The organism is Sphingomonas mali NBRC 15500 (assembly GCF_001598415.1).
In the GTDB taxonomy this organism is placed as follows: Bacteria; Pseudomonadota; Alphaproteobacteria; order Sphingomonadales; family Sphingomonadaceae; genus Sphingomonas; species Sphingomonas mali.
Genome location: NZ_BCYX01000035.1, coordinates 27,459 through 42,801, shown reverse-complemented (window position 1 = coordinate 42,801; position 15,343 = coordinate 27,459). Strand labels below are relative to the sequence as shown.

The 15,343-nt window shown below is 66.2% G+C and carries 15 protein-coding genes; 7 read left to right on the top strand and 8 right to left on the bottom strand.

The features are described from left to right. Positions 1-171 precede the first annotated feature (171 nt). The 3 genes from SMA01S_RS19040 to SMA01S_RS19030 all read left to right on the top strand — a co-directional run bounded on the left by SMA01S_RS19040 (position 172) and on the right by SMA01S_RS19030 (position 2,304). Positions 172-894 (top strand): pirin family protein, encoded by a 723-nt coding sequence (locus SMA01S_RS19040; RefSeq protein ID WP_066826212.1) that lies wholly within the window; start codon positions 172-174, stop codon positions 892-894. A gap of 102 nt (positions 895-996) precedes the next feature. Continuing rightward, positions 997-1,599, top strand: coding sequence for an NAD(P)H:quinone oxidoreductase (wrbA, locus tag SMA01S_RS19035; protein WP_066826197.1), 603 nt, complete (start codon positions 997-999; stop codon positions 1,597-1,599). Positions 1,600-1,689: 90 nt separating this feature from the next. Beyond that, on the top strand, positions 1,690-2,304 hold the full coding sequence (locus SMA01S_RS19030) for a hypothetical protein (RefSeq protein WP_157094039.1): 615 nt from the start codon (positions 1,690-1,692) through the stop codon (positions 2,302-2,304). Positions 2,305-2,326: 22 nt separating this feature from the next. On the opposite strand, the gene SMA01S_RS19025 is transcribed toward SMA01S_RS19030, so the two are convergent. Together SMA01S_RS19025 and SMA01S_RS19020 are read right to left on the bottom strand one after the other, a co-directional pair. After that, positions 2,327-3,157 (bottom strand): oxidoreductase, encoded by an 831-nt coding sequence (locus tag SMA01S_RS19025; protein WP_066826186.1) that lies wholly within the window; start codon positions 3,155-3,157, stop codon positions 2,327-2,329. A gap of 31 nt (positions 3,158-3,188) precedes the next feature. Next, positions 3,189-4,208, bottom strand: a complete 1,020-nt coding sequence (locus tag SMA01S_RS19020) for an alpha/beta fold hydrolase (protein WP_066826183.1) — start codon at positions 4,206-4,208, stop codon at positions 3,189-3,191. Between the two features lie 134 nt (positions 4,209-4,342). Here SMA01S_RS19020 and SMA01S_RS19015 point away from each other — a divergent pair, with 134 nt between their 5' ends. Together SMA01S_RS19015 and SMA01S_RS19010 are read left to right on the top strand one after the other, a co-directional pair. Beyond that, entirely contained in the window at positions 4,343-4,825 is a 483-nt protein-coding gene (locus SMA01S_RS19015; protein ID WP_066826180.1) for a MarR family winged helix-turn-helix transcriptional regulator, read from the top strand. A 15-nt stretch (positions 4,826-4,840) separates the two neighbouring features. Continuing rightward, positions 4,841-5,506: an FABP family protein gene (locus tag SMA01S_RS19010; protein WP_066826178.1), complete on the top strand. Its 666-nt coding sequence runs from the start codon at positions 4,841-4,843 to the stop codon at positions 5,504-5,506. 18 nt (positions 5,507-5,524) lie between these two features. Here SMA01S_RS19010 and ubiM read toward each other — a convergent pair whose 3' ends face one another. The 3 genes from ubiM to SMA01S_RS18995 form a co-directional block, all read right to left on the bottom strand. Then, positions 5,525-6,742, bottom strand: coding sequence for a 5-demethoxyubiquinol-8 5-hydroxylase UbiM (gene ubiM / locus SMA01S_RS19005; protein ID WP_066826176.1), 1,218 nt, complete (start codon positions 6,740-6,742; stop codon positions 5,525-5,527). 103 nt (positions 6,743-6,845) lie between these two features. Continuing rightward, positions 6,846-7,265, bottom strand: a complete 420-nt coding sequence (locus SMA01S_RS19000; RefSeq protein WP_066826174.1) for a response regulator — start codon at positions 7,263-7,265, stop codon at positions 6,846-6,848. A gap of 1 nt (position 7,266) precedes the next feature. Continuing rightward, the gene (locus tag SMA01S_RS18995) at positions 7,267-7,956 is read right to left on the bottom strand and encodes an alternative oxidase (protein ID WP_066826168.1); all 690 of its coding nucleotides are present in this window, start codon (positions 7,954-7,956) and stop codon (positions 7,267-7,269) included. 185 nt (positions 7,957-8,141) lie between these two features. Here SMA01S_RS18995 and SMA01S_RS18990 point away from each other — a divergent pair, with 185 nt between their 5' ends. Then, positions 8,142-9,584, top strand: a complete 1,443-nt coding sequence (locus SMA01S_RS18990) for a sensor histidine kinase (RefSeq protein ID WP_066826164.1) — start codon at positions 8,142-8,144, stop codon at positions 9,582-9,584. Beyond that, positions 9,574-10,185, top strand: coding sequence for a response regulator FixJ (gene fixJ / locus SMA01S_RS18985; protein WP_066826161.1), 612 nt, complete (start codon positions 9,574-9,576; stop codon positions 10,183-10,185). Before SMA01S_RS18990 ends, fixJ begins: the two co-directional genes overlap by 11 nt. Before the next feature lie 21 nt (positions 10,186-10,206). On the opposite strand, the gene SMA01S_RS18980 is transcribed toward fixJ, so the two are convergent. The 3 genes from SMA01S_RS18980 to SMA01S_RS18970 form a co-directional block, all read right to left on the bottom strand. Then, positions 10,207-11,406 carry an NnrS family protein gene (locus SMA01S_RS18980; protein WP_218016930.1) on the bottom strand — a complete coding sequence of 400 codons (1,200 nt, stop codon included), beginning with the start codon at positions 11,404-11,406 and terminating at the stop codon, positions 10,207-10,209. Positions 11,407-11,481: 75 nt separating this feature from the next. Beyond that, positions 11,482-13,764: a nitric-oxide reductase large subunit gene (locus SMA01S_RS18975; RefSeq protein ID WP_066826158.1), complete on the bottom strand. Its 2,283-nt coding sequence runs from the start codon at positions 13,762-13,764 to the stop codon at positions 11,482-11,484. A gap of 153 nt (positions 13,765-13,917) precedes the next feature. Next, the gene (locus SMA01S_RS18970; RefSeq protein WP_066826156.1) at positions 13,918-15,336 is read right to left on the bottom strand and encodes an efflux transporter outer membrane subunit; all 1,419 of its coding nucleotides are present in this window, start codon (positions 15,334-15,336) and stop codon (positions 13,918-13,920) included. Positions 15,337-15,343 lie beyond the last annotated feature (7 nt).

The following is a 15,343-nucleotide window of genomic DNA, read 5'->3' as shown; positions in this document are numbered from 1 at the left end:
GGGCCCCGACGGACCCGCTTGCCGCCCACCCCCTCCACCAAGCCGCTGACGCGCCTTGGTCCCCCTCCCCATGAATGGGGAGGACTTAATTCAGGAAACGATCGGTTTCAATCGTTTCCATTTACGCGATGTCGATCATGCCTATCTTGGCGGCAACGAATGGAGGTTCTCATGACCGACACCAATATTGCCACGCGTATAGAGCGCCGTGCCTTCGACAGCCTGGGCCATGCCGATCATGGCTGGCTCAAGGCCCGGCATCATTTCAGTTTTGCCGATTATTACGACCCCAAGCGCATGAGCTGGGGCAGCATCCGGGTGTGGAACGACGATGAGATCGGTCCGAATTCGGGCTTCCCGCCGCATCCGCACCGCGACATGGAAATCATCACCTATGTCCGCAAGGGCGCGATCACGCACCAGGACTCGATGGGCAATGTCGGCCGCACTGCGGCGGGCGACGTCCAGGTGATGAGCGCAGGGACCGGCGTTCGGCATGCCGAGTACAATCTCGAACCCGAATCGACCACGCTGTTCCAGATCTGGATCGAGCCCAAACGGCTCGGCGGCTCGCCGTCCTGGGGCGCCAAGCCGTTTCCCAAGGACGATCGCTCGGGCAAGTTCGTGACGCTCGCCAGCGGGTTCGCCGAGGATGACGGCGCGTTGCCGATCCGTGCCGACGCCCGGGTGATGGGCGCCACCGTCAAGGCGGGCGAGAGCATCAGCCACACGGTGGGCGAGGGCCGTCACGCCTATCTCGTCCCCGCCACCGGCGCGGTCGAGATCGACGGCGAACGCTACGAGGCGCGCGACGGCATCGCGATTTCCGGCGGCCAGACCGTCGAGATCAAGGCGCTCGACGACGCCGAACTGGTCCTTGTCGACGCGGATTAGTCCCCCCGAGCCGGCGCGGCGTTCCTCCCAACGCGCCGGCCCAGCCCCCTCCCTGACCCCCGGGGAGGGGGCTCCCCATCAAGCAACTGAAGGAGTCCCCTGATGACCAAAGTCCTCGTTCTCTATTATTCGTCCTACGGCCATATGGAACAGATGGCCGATGCCATCGCCGAGGGCGCGCGTGGTGCCGGTGCCGAGGTTGATATCCGCCGCGTTCCCGAAACCGCGCCCGCCGAAGTCGCTAAGGCCGCCGGGTTCAAGGCCGACATCTCGCATCCGGTGATCGAGAGCATCGACATGCTGGCCGATTATGACGCGATCATCGTCGGCTCGCCGACCCGCTTCGGCCGCATGTCGAGCCAGATGGCGTCGTTCCTCGACCAGGCCGGTGGCTTGTGGATGCGTGGCGCCTTGAACGGCAAGGTCGGCGCGGCGTTCACCTCGACCGCGACCCAGCATGGCGGCCAGGAAGTGACCCTCTTCTCGATCATCACCAACCTGCTGCATTTCGGGTTGACGATCGTCGGGCTCGATTACGGATATGCCGGCCAGATGGGCGTCAAGGAAGTGCACGGCAATTCGCCTTACGGCGCCAGCACGATCGCGGATGGCGACGGCAGCCGTCAGCCGAGCCAGGTCGATCTCGACGGTGCCCGTTACCAGGGCCGCCGCGTCGCCGAAGTCGCGGCGAAGCTCGCCGCCTGAGCCCGTTGGCCGGTCGCACGATCGGCTTCATGGTCTAGCCCCCTCGCGCCGCCTCCCTTATGGTCCCTCCGGCCATAGAGGAGGCGGACGATGTTCAGGCTAGCTGTTGCCGCAATTGCCGTCGTAGCAAGCATACCGGCAGTGGCGGCCGAGGTGCCGGCCACCGGCGCCAACGTTCGCAGCGTCACCTATCCCCAAGGCACCTATCGCCAGACCGGCCCGCACGCCTGGGCCGAATTCGACCAAGCGGGCAAGCAGACCAATGCCTTTGTCGAGGACGCGCGCGACGAATGGTCGGTCTTCCTGTTCGATCCCGCGCGCAATGTTCGCGTCCAGATCGACCTCTATCGCAAGAAAATCCGCTACACCGAAAATGGCGGACCCTATGCCGATCTCTATGACGTGACCGGATCGGCGGCGGGTATCGGCGCCGCCGCGGCAAAGCCGCCCGCGCGGACGTCGCCGCCGCTCGCATCGTCGGACGGCTTCTGGAACAACAGTCCCGTCCGTTACGGCGTCGCCGCCGCGGGTGGCGACAAGGCCGGTGTGCTGCGCGGGGTGGAGGGCGGCGCGATCGGCGGCCAGGGCGAGGCCAATCAGCGCTGCCCCGAAGCCGCGCGAGCGGTCAACGGCACTTGGACCGGCCAATGGCATCAAGGGCAGGGCGGCTTTCCCGGCCTATGTCTGGTGCGGTTCGAGCATTGACTACGGCCTGACCGACGTCCCGCTACGATGCGAAATCGGTCGAGCAACTGAGCGCTCGCCATCGGTCGAGTTCCTCCAGGCGCGCCCGGTCGCTTGCCTCGATCGCGCCGACCGCGTCCTTGCCGAGCGGCAGCCGCAACGGAGGGTTCTCGGCGTTCACGATATCGAGCACCGCCTTTGCACCGCGTCGGGGATCGCCGGGCTGATTACCGTTATAGGCGTGCTGCATCCGAGCCGCGGCGCCGACTATAGCATCATATTCTGGCCGGCCGGGCTCGATCGCCGTGGAGGACCCGGCGAAATCGGTGCGAAAGCCACCGGGCTCGACGATCGTCACCCGCACTCCGATCAGCGCCATCTCGCCGGCCAGAACTTCTGAGAATCCCTCTACTCCCCATTTCGCCGCCGAATAGGCCGATCGCCCCGGCGCGCCGCGTCGCCCGCCGACCGAGGAGAATTGGACGATATGGCCCCGGCGCCGCTCGCGCATGGTCGGGATCGCCGCCTTGGTCATGATGATCGTGCCGAATAGGTTGGTCTCGATCTGGCGGCGGTAGGAATCGAGCGGCGTGTCCTCGACCGAGCCGATATCGCCGTAACCGGCATTGTTGACCAACACGTCGAGCGCGCCGAACTCGGCGATCGCCGTCGCGACAGCATCCTGCGCCTGGGCCTCGTCGGTAACATCGAGCGGAGCGGTCACCAGCCGGCCGGGACGGCCGTCACCCAAGCCGATGAGCTGGGCGGGATCGCGCGCGGTTGCCAGCAGGCTGTCGCCCGCGTCCAGGATCGCTTCGCACAAGGCGCGGCCGAAGCCTCGGGAACTGCCGGTCACTAACCAAGTTCGTGTCATTGCGTCACCTTTCGGGGCAGGGGGGGACGGGTCAGGCGGACAGAGCTGCAGCCTGCAGGATGGCGTCGCTGAAGTCCTTGGGCGCTTCTTGCGGGATATTGTGTCCGACACCGCCCGACACCAGACGGTGGGCGTAACGACCGGTGAATTTCGCTGCATAGGCCGACGGGTCTGGATGCGGCGCGCCGTTGGCGTCACCTTCCATGGTGATCGTTGGCACCGCGATCGTCGGTCCCTGGGCGAGGCGGCGCTCGAGATCGTCGAACCTCGTCTCGCCTTGGGCAAGGCCCAGCCGCCAGCGGTAATTGTGGATGACGATCGCGACATGGTCGGGATTGTCGAACGATTTGGCCGAGCGGTCGAAGGTCGTGTCGCCGAAATTCCATTTGGGCGAGGCGGTGCGCCAGATCAGCTTCGCGAAATCGTGACGGTTGCGCTCGTAGCCCAACCGGCCGCGCTCGGTGGCAAAATAGAATTGGTACCACCAGGCGAGTTCGGCGGCGGGGGACAAGGGCGCCTCGTTCGCCTTCTGGCTGCCGATCAGATAGCCACTCACCGACACCATCGCCTGGCAGCGGTCGGGCCATAGAGCCGCGACGATATTGGCGGTCCGCGCTCCCCAGTCAAACCCGGCGATCACCGCGCGCGGGATCTTGAGCGCGTCCATCAGCGCGATGACGTCGACTGCCAGCGCCGCCTGCTGGCCGTTGCGCGACGTATCGGCCGAGCGGAACAGGGTACCGCCATAACCGCGCAGGAACGGGACGATGACGCGATACCCCGCACGCGCCAGGAGCGGGGCGACGTCGGCAAAGGCGTGGATGTCGTAGGGCCAGCCGTGGAGCAGGATTGCCGGCTTGCCGTTGCTGGGGCCGATATCGACATATTGGATGCTGAGATCGCCCGCGTCGATCCGCTGAAGGCTGGACCAGGGTGCGGCTGGCCGTGCGGCGGCGGCGTGTGCCAACCGCGGCAGCGCAATCTGGCTGGCAACGCCCGCGACGGCGGCAAAACCCAGCAGGGAGCGGCGATCGGTAAGCGAGACGGACATCGGCTTCTCCTCTATATATCGGATACGATTGCATCGTGTACGATCTATTAAGGCGACTCGAGGAAGTTTGTCAACTCTTCCGATCTAATCGGATGCGATCTATATTGAATCGGTAATCCGTCGGTCCTGGAAGGATGAATGTGACGAACGATGCGCCGGCGCCCGCCATGCCGAAACTGGCGGATTTCCTCTGTTTTGCGGTTTATTCGGCCAATCTCGCTTACGGACGCGCCTATAAGCCGATCCTCGATGCGCTGGGCGTGACATACACCCAATGGATTGCGATCGTCGCCTTGTGGGAAGAGGATGGATTGACGGTCGGCGCGCTGGGCGAGCGGTTGTTCCTCGAATCGAACACGCTGACGCCGATCCTCAAGAAGCTCGAGGTGCTGGGCTATGTCGTGCGGCGGCGCGACCCGGCCGACGAGCGGCAGGTCATCGTCACCCTGACCCCCGCGGGGCGGGCATTGCGCGAGATGGGCGCGCAACGCACCCTGGTCCAGGCCTCGGGCCTGACGCCCGACGACTTCCGTCGGCTGCAGCGCGATGTTACGCGGCTGCGCGACAATCTGATCCAGAGCGTCGGCCATGCCGCCGCCGACCCCGAACCCGCCTGACCCGAAAGGACCCCGATGACCCCCTTCCCCGCGGACGTCTTCACCGAGCCGACCGATGTCGACCCCGACACGCTCGCCAATTTGGGGCCATTGCGGCGGCTGGCGGGCGGCTGGGAAGCGCGCAAGGGTGTCGATCTCAACCCCAAGGCCGACGGGCCGGAACGGCGCGAGTTCATCGAACGGATCGACTTCCAGCCGATCGACCCGCAAGCCAATGGCCCGCAGCTCTTCTACGGCCTGCGCTACCACATCCACATCACCACGGTCGAAGAGGACATCACGTTCCACGACCAGGTTGGCTATTGGCTATGGGAGCCCGCGACCGGGTTGGTGATGCAGACGCTGGCAATCCCGCGCGGCCAGGTCGCGCTGGCGGCCGGCCACGCCACCGCCGATGCCGATACGATCACCGTCGATGCCGAGCGTGGCCAGACCGAATATGGCATCTGCTCGACCGCTTTCCTCGAATATGCGTTCCGCACCGACCATTATCGCATCACGATCACGTTCAACGCCGACGGGTCGTGGAGCTACGTCACCGACACGACCTTGGCCGTCCACGGCCAGGACAAGCCGTTCGCGCATCGCGACCAGAACACCCTGGTCCGCGTCAGCGATCCGGTCCCCAATCCCTGGGCGCAGATCATCGCCGCGCGAGAAGGGCAAGGTGCGAAGGCCTGAACGGTCCGTGCGCTCTGATCAGCGCAGGCGGGGGAGCGGCGGCAAACGCAGCCGCCCGCCCCGCGGCGCATGCTGGGTCAGCATCGCGCTCACCGCGCGCCGCACCGGCGGCAGGCGGGCACCTAGCCCCATCGCGACATCGCGCGTCGCGCGCGCCAGCGGACGCTCGTCGGTGAACAGTCGCACGATCATGTTGGTCGTGCGATAGAGCGGCAGCGTCGCGGCGCGGTGGCCGGCCTCGAACCGGCGCAGCAGGAGCGGGTGCCCGACATCCCCGCCGCGCGCGATCGCCGCCGCGAGCAACCCGCCCAGCCGCTCGACCCCCGACAGCCCCAGGTTGAAGCCGTGCGCGGTCACCGGATGCATCCCGACCGCGGCATCGCCGATCAGCGCGGCGCGGGTCGCCGCGAAATGCCGCGACCAGGTGGTGGTGAGGGGATAGACATGAGGGCGCGCTATGACACGCATCGTGCCGAAGCGTCGGTGAAACCGCCGCGTCAATTCCTCACCGAGGCGATCGGGAGATAGCGCCGCGACCTGCTTGGCCGCGCCGTCGGCCAGCGTGAGGACGGCCGAGGATTGGCCTTCGCCCAGCGGGAGCAAGGCGACGGTCTGGCCATGATCGAACCATTCGGTGGCGACGCCGCCGTGATCCATGTCGTGTGCGACCCGGCAGACCAGCATCGACTTGCCTAAGCGGGTGCAGTCGGCGGCGATGCCGAGCTGATCGCGCACGAATGAGAAACGCGAGTCAGCCCCGACGATCAGGTCGCCGCCGATCTGCGTGCCGTCGTCGAGCACGACGCGCGTGCCCTCGCGCCGCGCGCCCAGCTCGACGACAGTCGCGCCGCACTGCCAGGCGAGCCGGGGATGATCGGCAAGCGCGTCGAACAATGCGCGACGGATGAGGTGGTTGGCGACCAGATGGCCCAGCCGATCGCTATCCGCCGCGTCGGGCGCGAAGGTCAGCGCCAGCAGCGATCGCCCGTTGAGCACGCGCGCCGCGCGTAACGGATGAATCTCGCCTCGCGGAATGAGGTCCCAGGCGCCCAGCGCCTTCAGGATGGCCACCGACCGATGCGTCAGCGCGATATCGCGCCCATCCGGAGCCGGGTCGGCCAGCGCATCGATCGGCTGGCGTTCGACGATAGTGACCCGCGCTGCGGTATCGGCGAGGCGCCCGGCCAGCGCCAGGCCGGCCGGCCCCCCGCCGATGATGATCACGTGATTGCGCAAATGCGGGCTCCTTCGAGCGAGACCATGCACTCGGGACGCGGCGGCGCCTTGCGTCCGATCAAAGATGCGCGCCGCAACTCGATGCGCGACCCTGCGCTTTGCGTCAGAGTCGGTCGCGGTTCGGTGCAACCGCGTCCAAGGCTTCGACCAGCGCGTCGCAGAGCAGGGGCTTCTCGATCAACTGCGCCCCCGCCTCCGTTACTAGAGCGCGAAATCGTCGCGACGGATTGCTGGTGATGAGGATCGCCAGCGACTGGTCGCCGCGTTCACGCAACAGCCCCAGCAGTTGCAGCCCATCCATACCCGGCAGGCGGTAGTCGAGCACCATTCCGGCGTGGCCGGCCGCTGGGGCAGCGGACAATAGTGCCTCCGCGCTGGCATAGGCGCCGACGTCGAACCCCTCGACTCCCAGCGCGAAGGCAATCGCCGAGCGGACAGACGGGTCGTCATCTACCAGCAGGATGGCGGGGCGCGGCATGCCGGATCTCGCGAGCGGCGGCGGAATATGACCGCCGCCGATCACCTCACGCGGCCTGCTTCCAGGACGGTTCGATCGCCTGGTGAGGCGGGCACGGCGCGATCGCACCGATCGGCGCACCGGCAAGCTCATTGGCATAGCCGTGATTGACGTCACGATGATGCGCTTCGTCGGCGCGGACCACGAGAACGACGTCGCGCAACGTGGCATCGTCGGCGAGGCCCCAATAGCGTTTCGCGATTTGCGGTGCGGGACCGTTTTCGGAGCGGCCCTCGTCGATCTCGGCAAGGTAATGGGTATAGCTGATCACCGCTTCTTCTTCGAAATAGCCGACAACGCGGTGAGCGGTCCTGGAACTGACCAGATAGAGCGCGAAAAAGGCGAGATAGAACAGCCATTGCACGCCGATGATGACCGCGCGCTCATACCAGGTCGGCTGGCATATCTCGACGAAGGTCATGAGGTGCATCCGCTCGTTCTCGGCTTCATCCATCAGCGTCTTGATCCAGCCGCGATCGTCGCACATCCTGCGCAGGCATCGCAGGTGGTTGATCGTCGCGCCGACCATTCCCGGCACTGCGGCAACTGTCTCCAGCACCACCGCGCGATGACCGTAGCGCTCGGCGAAGAATGTGTCGGCGACCCAGCGGAGGGTCTTGGTAAAGCCGAGGGCGATGCGATCCGATGCGCCTCTGGGGGCGTGATGGACGGAAAGATCGACGAAGGGGGCGGCCATGGGTAATCTCCTTTCGGATGGGGCGTTTGACCCCTTTGGGTCCTTGGCGTGATCTAGGTCGGGGCGGCGGGAGCGGGAATTTGGGTCTTCATCCTAGGGGACGCACCGGAGGCGCCGGCGAGGTTTTTCGGCCAGCGCTCAAGCCTCGGGCTCCGGTGCGGTTGGCGGAGCGAGCGAGTGCCGCGATGACGACTTTGGTCGCGCTCGGCGTGGTCGCCTTGGGATTCGCGGCACGGCTGGGGCTCGATCCGCTACTCGAAAAACGTGCGACCTTCATCTTCTTCGTCCCGGGCGTCGTGGTCGCCGCGATTGGCGGGGCCAGGGCCGCGATCGTTGCGACGATCGCGGGGGCGGCGGCCGGCGTGGCGGGCGATGCGATCACCGGGCAGCTGCTGGTTGGCGATTGGGTCGCGGCTGGAGTGTTCCTGGTCGTCGGCGCGGTCATCGCTGCGGGGGGCGCCTGGCTGGAACGCGCGCGTGCGGGCGAAGCGGCGACGCTGCGCGAGCTTGCCCAGCGCGAGGGGCACCTCACCTCGATCCTGCAAACGGTGCCCGATGCGATGATCGTGATCGACGAGGCCGGGTTGATCCGCGATTTCAGCGACACGGCCGAACGCCAGTTCGGCTGGACGGCAGAAGAGGTTGCCGGATGCAACGTCAGCATGCTGATGCCGTCCCCCTATCGCGAAGCCCATGACGGCTATCTCGAGCGCTATTACCGCACCGGCGAGCGGCGGATCATCGGGCTTGGCCGTATCGTTGTCGGTGAGCGCAAGGACGGATCGACCTTCCCGATGGAACTCTCGGTCGGCGAATTGCGCCTTCCCGAGGGGCGTTTTTTCACCGGCTTCGTCCGCGACCTGACCGAGCGCCAGCAGACCGAAACCCGCCTGCAGGAACTCCAGACGGAGCTGGTCCACGTGTCGCGCCTGACCGCTCTCGGCGAAATGGCATCGGCGCTGGCGCACGAGCTCAACCAGCCGCTGAGCGCGATCGGCAATTATCTGATGGGCAGCAAGACGCTGCTGAAGCGCGGCGAAGTGCCCCAGGAACGCATCGTCGAGGCGCTCGACCACGCTGCCAGCGAAGCGCTGCGCGCCGGCGAGATCATCCGCCGCCTGCGCGATTTCGTCTCGCGCGGGGAAACCGAGCGCAGGCTCGAAAGCCTGCCCAAGCTGATCGAGGAGTCCAGCGCGCTCGCGCTGGTCGGCGCCAAGGAACACAGTATTCGCGTCCGCTTCGATCTCAGCCCGGCGGTCGACCTGGTGCTGGTCGACAAGGTGCAGATTCAGCAGGTCATCCTTAACCTGATCCGCAACGCGATCGACGCGATGAGCGAAAGCGACCGCCGCGACCTCGTCGTGCGCGTGACGCCCGACGGGGACGAGATGGCGCTGATAACGGTTTCCGATACCGGGCCGGGGATCCGTGCCGACGTCGCCGATCAGCTGTTCCAGCCGTTCGTCACCACCAAGCGCACTGGCATGGGCGTGGGGCTTTCCATATGTCGCACGATCGTGGAGGCGCATGGCGGCCGCATCTGGGCGGGACCGAACGACGGCGGCGGCGCAGTGTTCCGCTTCACCATCCCGAGTGTGGGAAAAGAGGAATTGGCCAATGTCGGGTGACTCGGTTGTGCACGTGATCGACGACGACGAAGGCGTCCGTTCGTCGCTCGCCTTTCTGCTCGAATGCTCGGAAATCGCGACCCGCACTTACGATTCGGCCGTGCAGTTCCTGAAAGCGGTGCCGACGATGGAGCATGGCTGCATCATCACCGATGTGCGCATGCCGGAAATGAACGGCCTGGAACTCGTCGCCAAGCTGAAGGCGATGGGCGTCGCCGATCCGGTAATCGTCATTACCGGTCACGCCGACGTGCCGATGGCGATTCAGGCGATGCACGCCGGCGTGTCGGACTTCATCGAAAAGCCGTTCAGCGATGAGGCGATCCTGATCGCGGTGCGCGCGGCGCTCGCCGAGCAGCAGAGCAAGGGGGAATTGGAGCGCGAGCGCGACCTGTTCCAGCAGCGCCTCGCAACGCTGTCGGGGCGCGAGCGCGAGGTGATGGAGGGATTGATCGAGGGGAAGGCCAACAAGGTGATCGCCTATGACCTCGATATCAGCGCGCGGACTGTCGAGGTCTATCGCGCGAACGCCATGACCAAAATGGGCGCGCGCACGCTGTCCGAACTGGTGCGGATGGTGATGATCGCGCGGCTGGCTTAACTCGCCCCATGCCGACGCGGATCAGGGCCGCCCGTCGGGCCGAGGTCCGAGCAGCTTTGGCCCGTAGCTCAGCAGATAGAGCAGAAACGCGCCGCCCCAGAGCAGGCCGGCCAGCCCGACCGTGGCGATATAGTCGAACGGCAGCATCGGCGCCGCGAACCGCACGACCGCGCCGAGCGTAACCAGCAGATAGATCGCTTGGGTCGCCCCGTCCGCCCGCAGCTCGCGGCCGGTATGCCCCAAGGTCGCGCGGGTCATCACCGCCAGCGTCATCGACGCCATGGCGCCAGCCGCGAGCGCGTGCATCGCCGAGGATTGCGGTATGCACCAGACGAAGCGGCTTGCACCGAGCAGCAACAGCCCGAGCGCCAGCCAGACATAGGCGATGTGCAGGATCAGCACCAAAGGTTCGCGCCACGTCCGCCAGCCCGACCAGCGCGCCAGGCGGACCATCTGCAGCAGGCCGGCGGCGATCAGCAGGCCGCCGCTTACCGCGGTATCGGGCAGCGCAGTCCAGGCGAGCAGGGCCACCGCGGTCGTCGCGAGCGTGGCGATGTCGAAGCGATCGGGCTGGCTGGGAAGGCCCTTCACATCGCCGCGCTTGCTCAGCCAGTTGCGCGTGAACGACGGTATGATGCGTCCGCCGATTAGCGCCACCAGCATCAAGATCACGGCGAAGCCCAGCCGCCAGCCCAAGCCGGCCGGTACGGCGGCCCCGAGCGCTTCGGCATGGTCGAGCGCGTCGGCGGCACACAACAGCCCGATCGCGACCACGACCGGCAGATTGCGGTTCTTGGCGGCGAGCACTTCGCGTGCGGCAACGAAGGCGAGTGTGGCGAGAAACCCGACGTCCAGCGCGATCGCCGGTAGCGCACCGATGACGGCGGAGAACAATATTGCGAGCCGCGCCGCGATCCACAAACCGGCGAGTCCGGCCAACCGCGCGCCTGCGATCGGCAAGCGGCCCGTCCAATTGGGAATGGCGGTCATCAGGAATCCGGCGATGACGGCGCCCAGATAACCGAACAGCATCTCGTGACGATGCCAGGCGAGCGGATCGAGATAGGTCGGCAGGGTGATGGTGCCGGCCAAGGCGAGCATCCAAAGCGCGACGACGATCATCGCCCACAGCGCACCAAGGAAGAAGAACGGCCGAAAGCCGCCCCTGAGCACCGGCGGCAGCCGCATCAGCCGATCATGGCGGTCGTTTTCGGGGCGCATGGCGAAAGTCTCGTGTCGAAAAGGGAGCGGGGGACCGGGCCGACGATGCGTCCCGATCCCCCGCGGCAGTGCCGGCTATTCGGCGGGCACCAGTTCCGGTGTCGGGTAGGTCCGCACCGCGGTCCGGCTGCGAAGGAGCAGCAACCGGGCGAGGAACAATGCGAGCAGGATCGCGCCGCACCCGAACACGATGTCTCCGGGGACCCGCATCCAGACCAGGGTCTCCATCACCTTGCTGTGGACGACCGCCGGCGAGCGCGCATACCAGAAGCCGTGGGTGACGCTCTGATAGGCCTGGTACAGGCCCGCCGGGACCAGGCTGAGGAACACCATCGCGCCAAGCCCGATGTTGAGCGTCCAGAAGGTCGGCTTCAGGATCGCGTCCGACCAGACCGCTTCGCGATAGGCGGTGCGCAGGCAGAACAGCATCAGCCCGATGCCGAGCATCCCGTACACGCCGAACAGCGCGGCATGGCCGTGGCTGGCGGTGAGGTTGAGGCCCTGGACGTAATAGAGCGAGATCGGCGGGTTGATCGCAAAGCCCAGGATGCCCGCACCGACGAGGTTCCAGAACGACACCGCGACGAAGAACAGGATCGGCCATTTATAGGTCTGCACCCAGGGCGCGGCCCGGGTCATGCGATAATTGTGGAACGCCTCCACCCCCAGCAATGCCAGCGGGACCACTTCCAGCGCCGAGAACATGGCACCCCAGGCGATGACCGGCGTGGTCGTGCCCGAGAAATAGAGGTGGTGCAGCGTGCCGAGGATGCCGCCGGTCAGGAACACCGTGGTCGAGAATACCACGGCGGCATTGGCCGCGCGTGCCCGCACCAGCCCTAGCCCGGCAAAGATCAGCGCGATCACCGCCGTGGCGAACACCTCGAAAAAGCCTTCGACCCACAGATGGACGACCCACCAGCGGAAATATTCGATCATCGAGAGCGAGCTGTGGCGACCCCAGGTCAGCGCGGCGCCAAAGAACAGGCCGATGCAGATCGTCGACACGAACACCATGCCGATAAGGCCACGGCTTTCCGACGGGGTCTTGAGCGCCGGCCACAAGGCGCGGCCGACAAGGGTCAGCCAGATCATCAGGCCGGCGAACAACAGGATCGCCCAGAAGCGGCCGAGATCGACGAACTCGAGCCCCATGTGCCCGAACCAGAAATTACCCGCGCCATGCCCCAGCTTCTGCTGAACGCCCAGCCACTCGCCGACGAACGATCCGATCACCACGACCAGCAACGCAACCCAAAGCACGTTGACACCAAGGCGCTGGAACTTGGGCTCGTGTCCCGACAGCATCGGTGCGACATACAGGCCCGTCGCCAGCCAGGCAGTGGCGATCCAGAAGATGCCAAGTTGGGTGTGCCAGGTCCGGGTCAACGAATAGGGAATGATGTCGGAGATCGGGATGCCATAGAAATCCTGACCCTCGACCGCGTAATGCGCGGTGATCGCTCCCAGCAGGACCTGGGCCAGGAACAGCCCAACCACGGTGACGAAATATTTGGTGGTCGCCTTCATCGACGGCGTCGGCGTCATCGACAGCAGCGGATCGCTGGCCGGGGTCGCCACATGATCTTCCTCCCCGCGCCGGGCTTGGTGCCAGGTCAGCCAGCCAATACCGGCGATCAGGAACAGTACGCTCGCGATCGACCACATGCCGAGCGACGCGGAGGGCAAATTGCCCACCAGCGGATCGTGCGGCCAATTGTTGGTATAGCTGATCGCCGCTCCCGGCCGGTTGGTCACGCTGGCCCATGACGTCCAGAAGAAGAACGCGCCCAATTTGGCGCGGTCGCTGTCGCTGCTCAGCGACCGTTCCGGTATCGCATATTGCGTCCGCAGCGGACGGAGCGCCGGGTCGTTGCTGAACAGCCGGACATAATGATCGGCGACCAGACCGATCGCCTGGGCCCGCTCGGCGGACACGGTAATCGTGTCGGTCGCGGGATCGTAGCGGTTGGTGCGAAGCTCGCTCTTGAGCCGCGCCTCGAGCGCAGCCTGCTGCTCGCCCGTCAGGTCGGCGAACGCCTTGCCCGCGTCGCGCTTCGCCCAGATATCGAGCAACGTGGTCGCCTCGCGGTGCAGCCAGTCGGCGCTCCAGTCGGGCGCGACATAGCTGCCATGCCCCCAGACCGAGCCGAGCTCCATGCCGCCCAGGCTCTGCCACACCTCGCGGCCCGACTGGATGTCGTCGCGGGTGTAGACGGTGGCTCCGTTCGCGACCGCGACCCGGTTGGGCACCGGCGGCGCCTGCACGTAGATTTCCCGGCCAAGAAAGCCGAGCACCGCGAAGGAAGCGACGAAGATCGCCCCCAGCCATAGCCATAGCCGTTTCGAATTCATCATGATTAGCCCCCCTCCAGATCAGGGATCGAGAAGGGCTGGGCATAGGATCGACGGCCGGGCGGCGAAATTTGGGTACGCGCCCTAGGGTATATACCGGAGGCGGACACGAGCGCTCCGACGGCCGGCGCGACAAGTCACGGCATCGTGATGAGCCTAACCCGCCGGTGCCTTTGGTCCATCCTTGGTCGCCTCGACCAGCGAATCCCCGCCGAGCGCGCGATAGAGCGTGACCAGGTTACTCGCCCGGATCAGCTGGGTGTTGATCAGCGTCTGCTGGGCCGAATAATAAGAGCGCTGCGCGATGAGGCTGTCGAGATAGGAATCGATCCCGCCGCGGTATCGCATCTCGGACAGCTTGTAATTGTCGGCCGCGGCATCGCGCAGGTCGCGTGTGGCGGTGAGCTGGGCGGTCATCGTGCCGCGTCGTGCCAGTGCGTCGGCGACTTCGCGGAACGCGGTCTGGATGGTCTTTTCGTACGTCGCCAGCGCGGCATCGCGCTGCGCCTTGGTGACGTCGACATTGGCCTTGCCGGCGCCGGCGCGGAAGATCGGATAGGCAGCAGCACCACCCGCCTGCCAGTTGAACGCGCCACCTGTGAACAGCGAGCCCAGCGCGTTGCTGACGAAGCCGACCAGCCCGGTCAGGCTGATCTTGGGGAACAGCGCCGCGCGCGCCGCGCCGATCTCGGCATTGGCCGCGCGCAACTGATATTCGGCGTCGACGACGTCGGGGCGCCGCAACAGGATCGAGGAATCGAGCCCGGCGGGGAGCTCGGCCAGGGTCGCGCCGGCCTCGTCGATCGAATTGGGCAGATTGGCCGTGTCGACGGGGGCGCCGATCAGCAATTGCAGAGCGTTGACATCCTGCGCCAGCGAGGTCGTCTGCTGGGCGACGTCGGCCCTGGCAGTGTCGAGCGTCAATTGCGCCTGGCGCAAATCGGTGCGCGGCGCGATCCCGCCATTGAGACGCTTCTGCGTCAGCTCGACGCTGATCTGTGCGCTGGCGGCCGTGTCCTGCGCGATCTTGAGCAGGCTCTTGTCTGACGCATAGGTCAGCCATGCATCGGCAATATCGCCGATCAGTGTCAGCCGCGTCGCGCGCGCCGCCGCCTCGGTCGCGAAATAGCTGTTGAGCGCGCGGTCGGATTCGGACCGGATGCGCCCGAACAGGTCGACTTCGAAAGCGTTGATGCCGACATTGGCATCGAAGCTCGACTTGGCGCCGGTCGCTCCCTGGCCGCCGCGGAAGGTGGCGCCGGCACTGGCGTCGACTTCAGGAAACAATTCGGCGCGCTGGATGCGGAACTGGCCGCGCGCCGCGGCGATATTGGCAGCGGCGACGCGCAGGTCACGGTTATTTGCCAATGCCTGCGTGATCAGCGTCTGCAGCCGCGGGTCGCGAAAGATGTCCTGATAACGCACCGTCGGCAGCGCCGCTTCGCTGTTGCGCAGATACGCGTCGCCGACTGGCCAGCTCTGCGGCACCGGCGCTGCGGGGCGCTCATATTTGGGCGCGAGCGAGCAAGCGGTCAGGCTGGACACGATCAGCAGGCCGAGGGCGCGTCGCCCCAATCCCGTT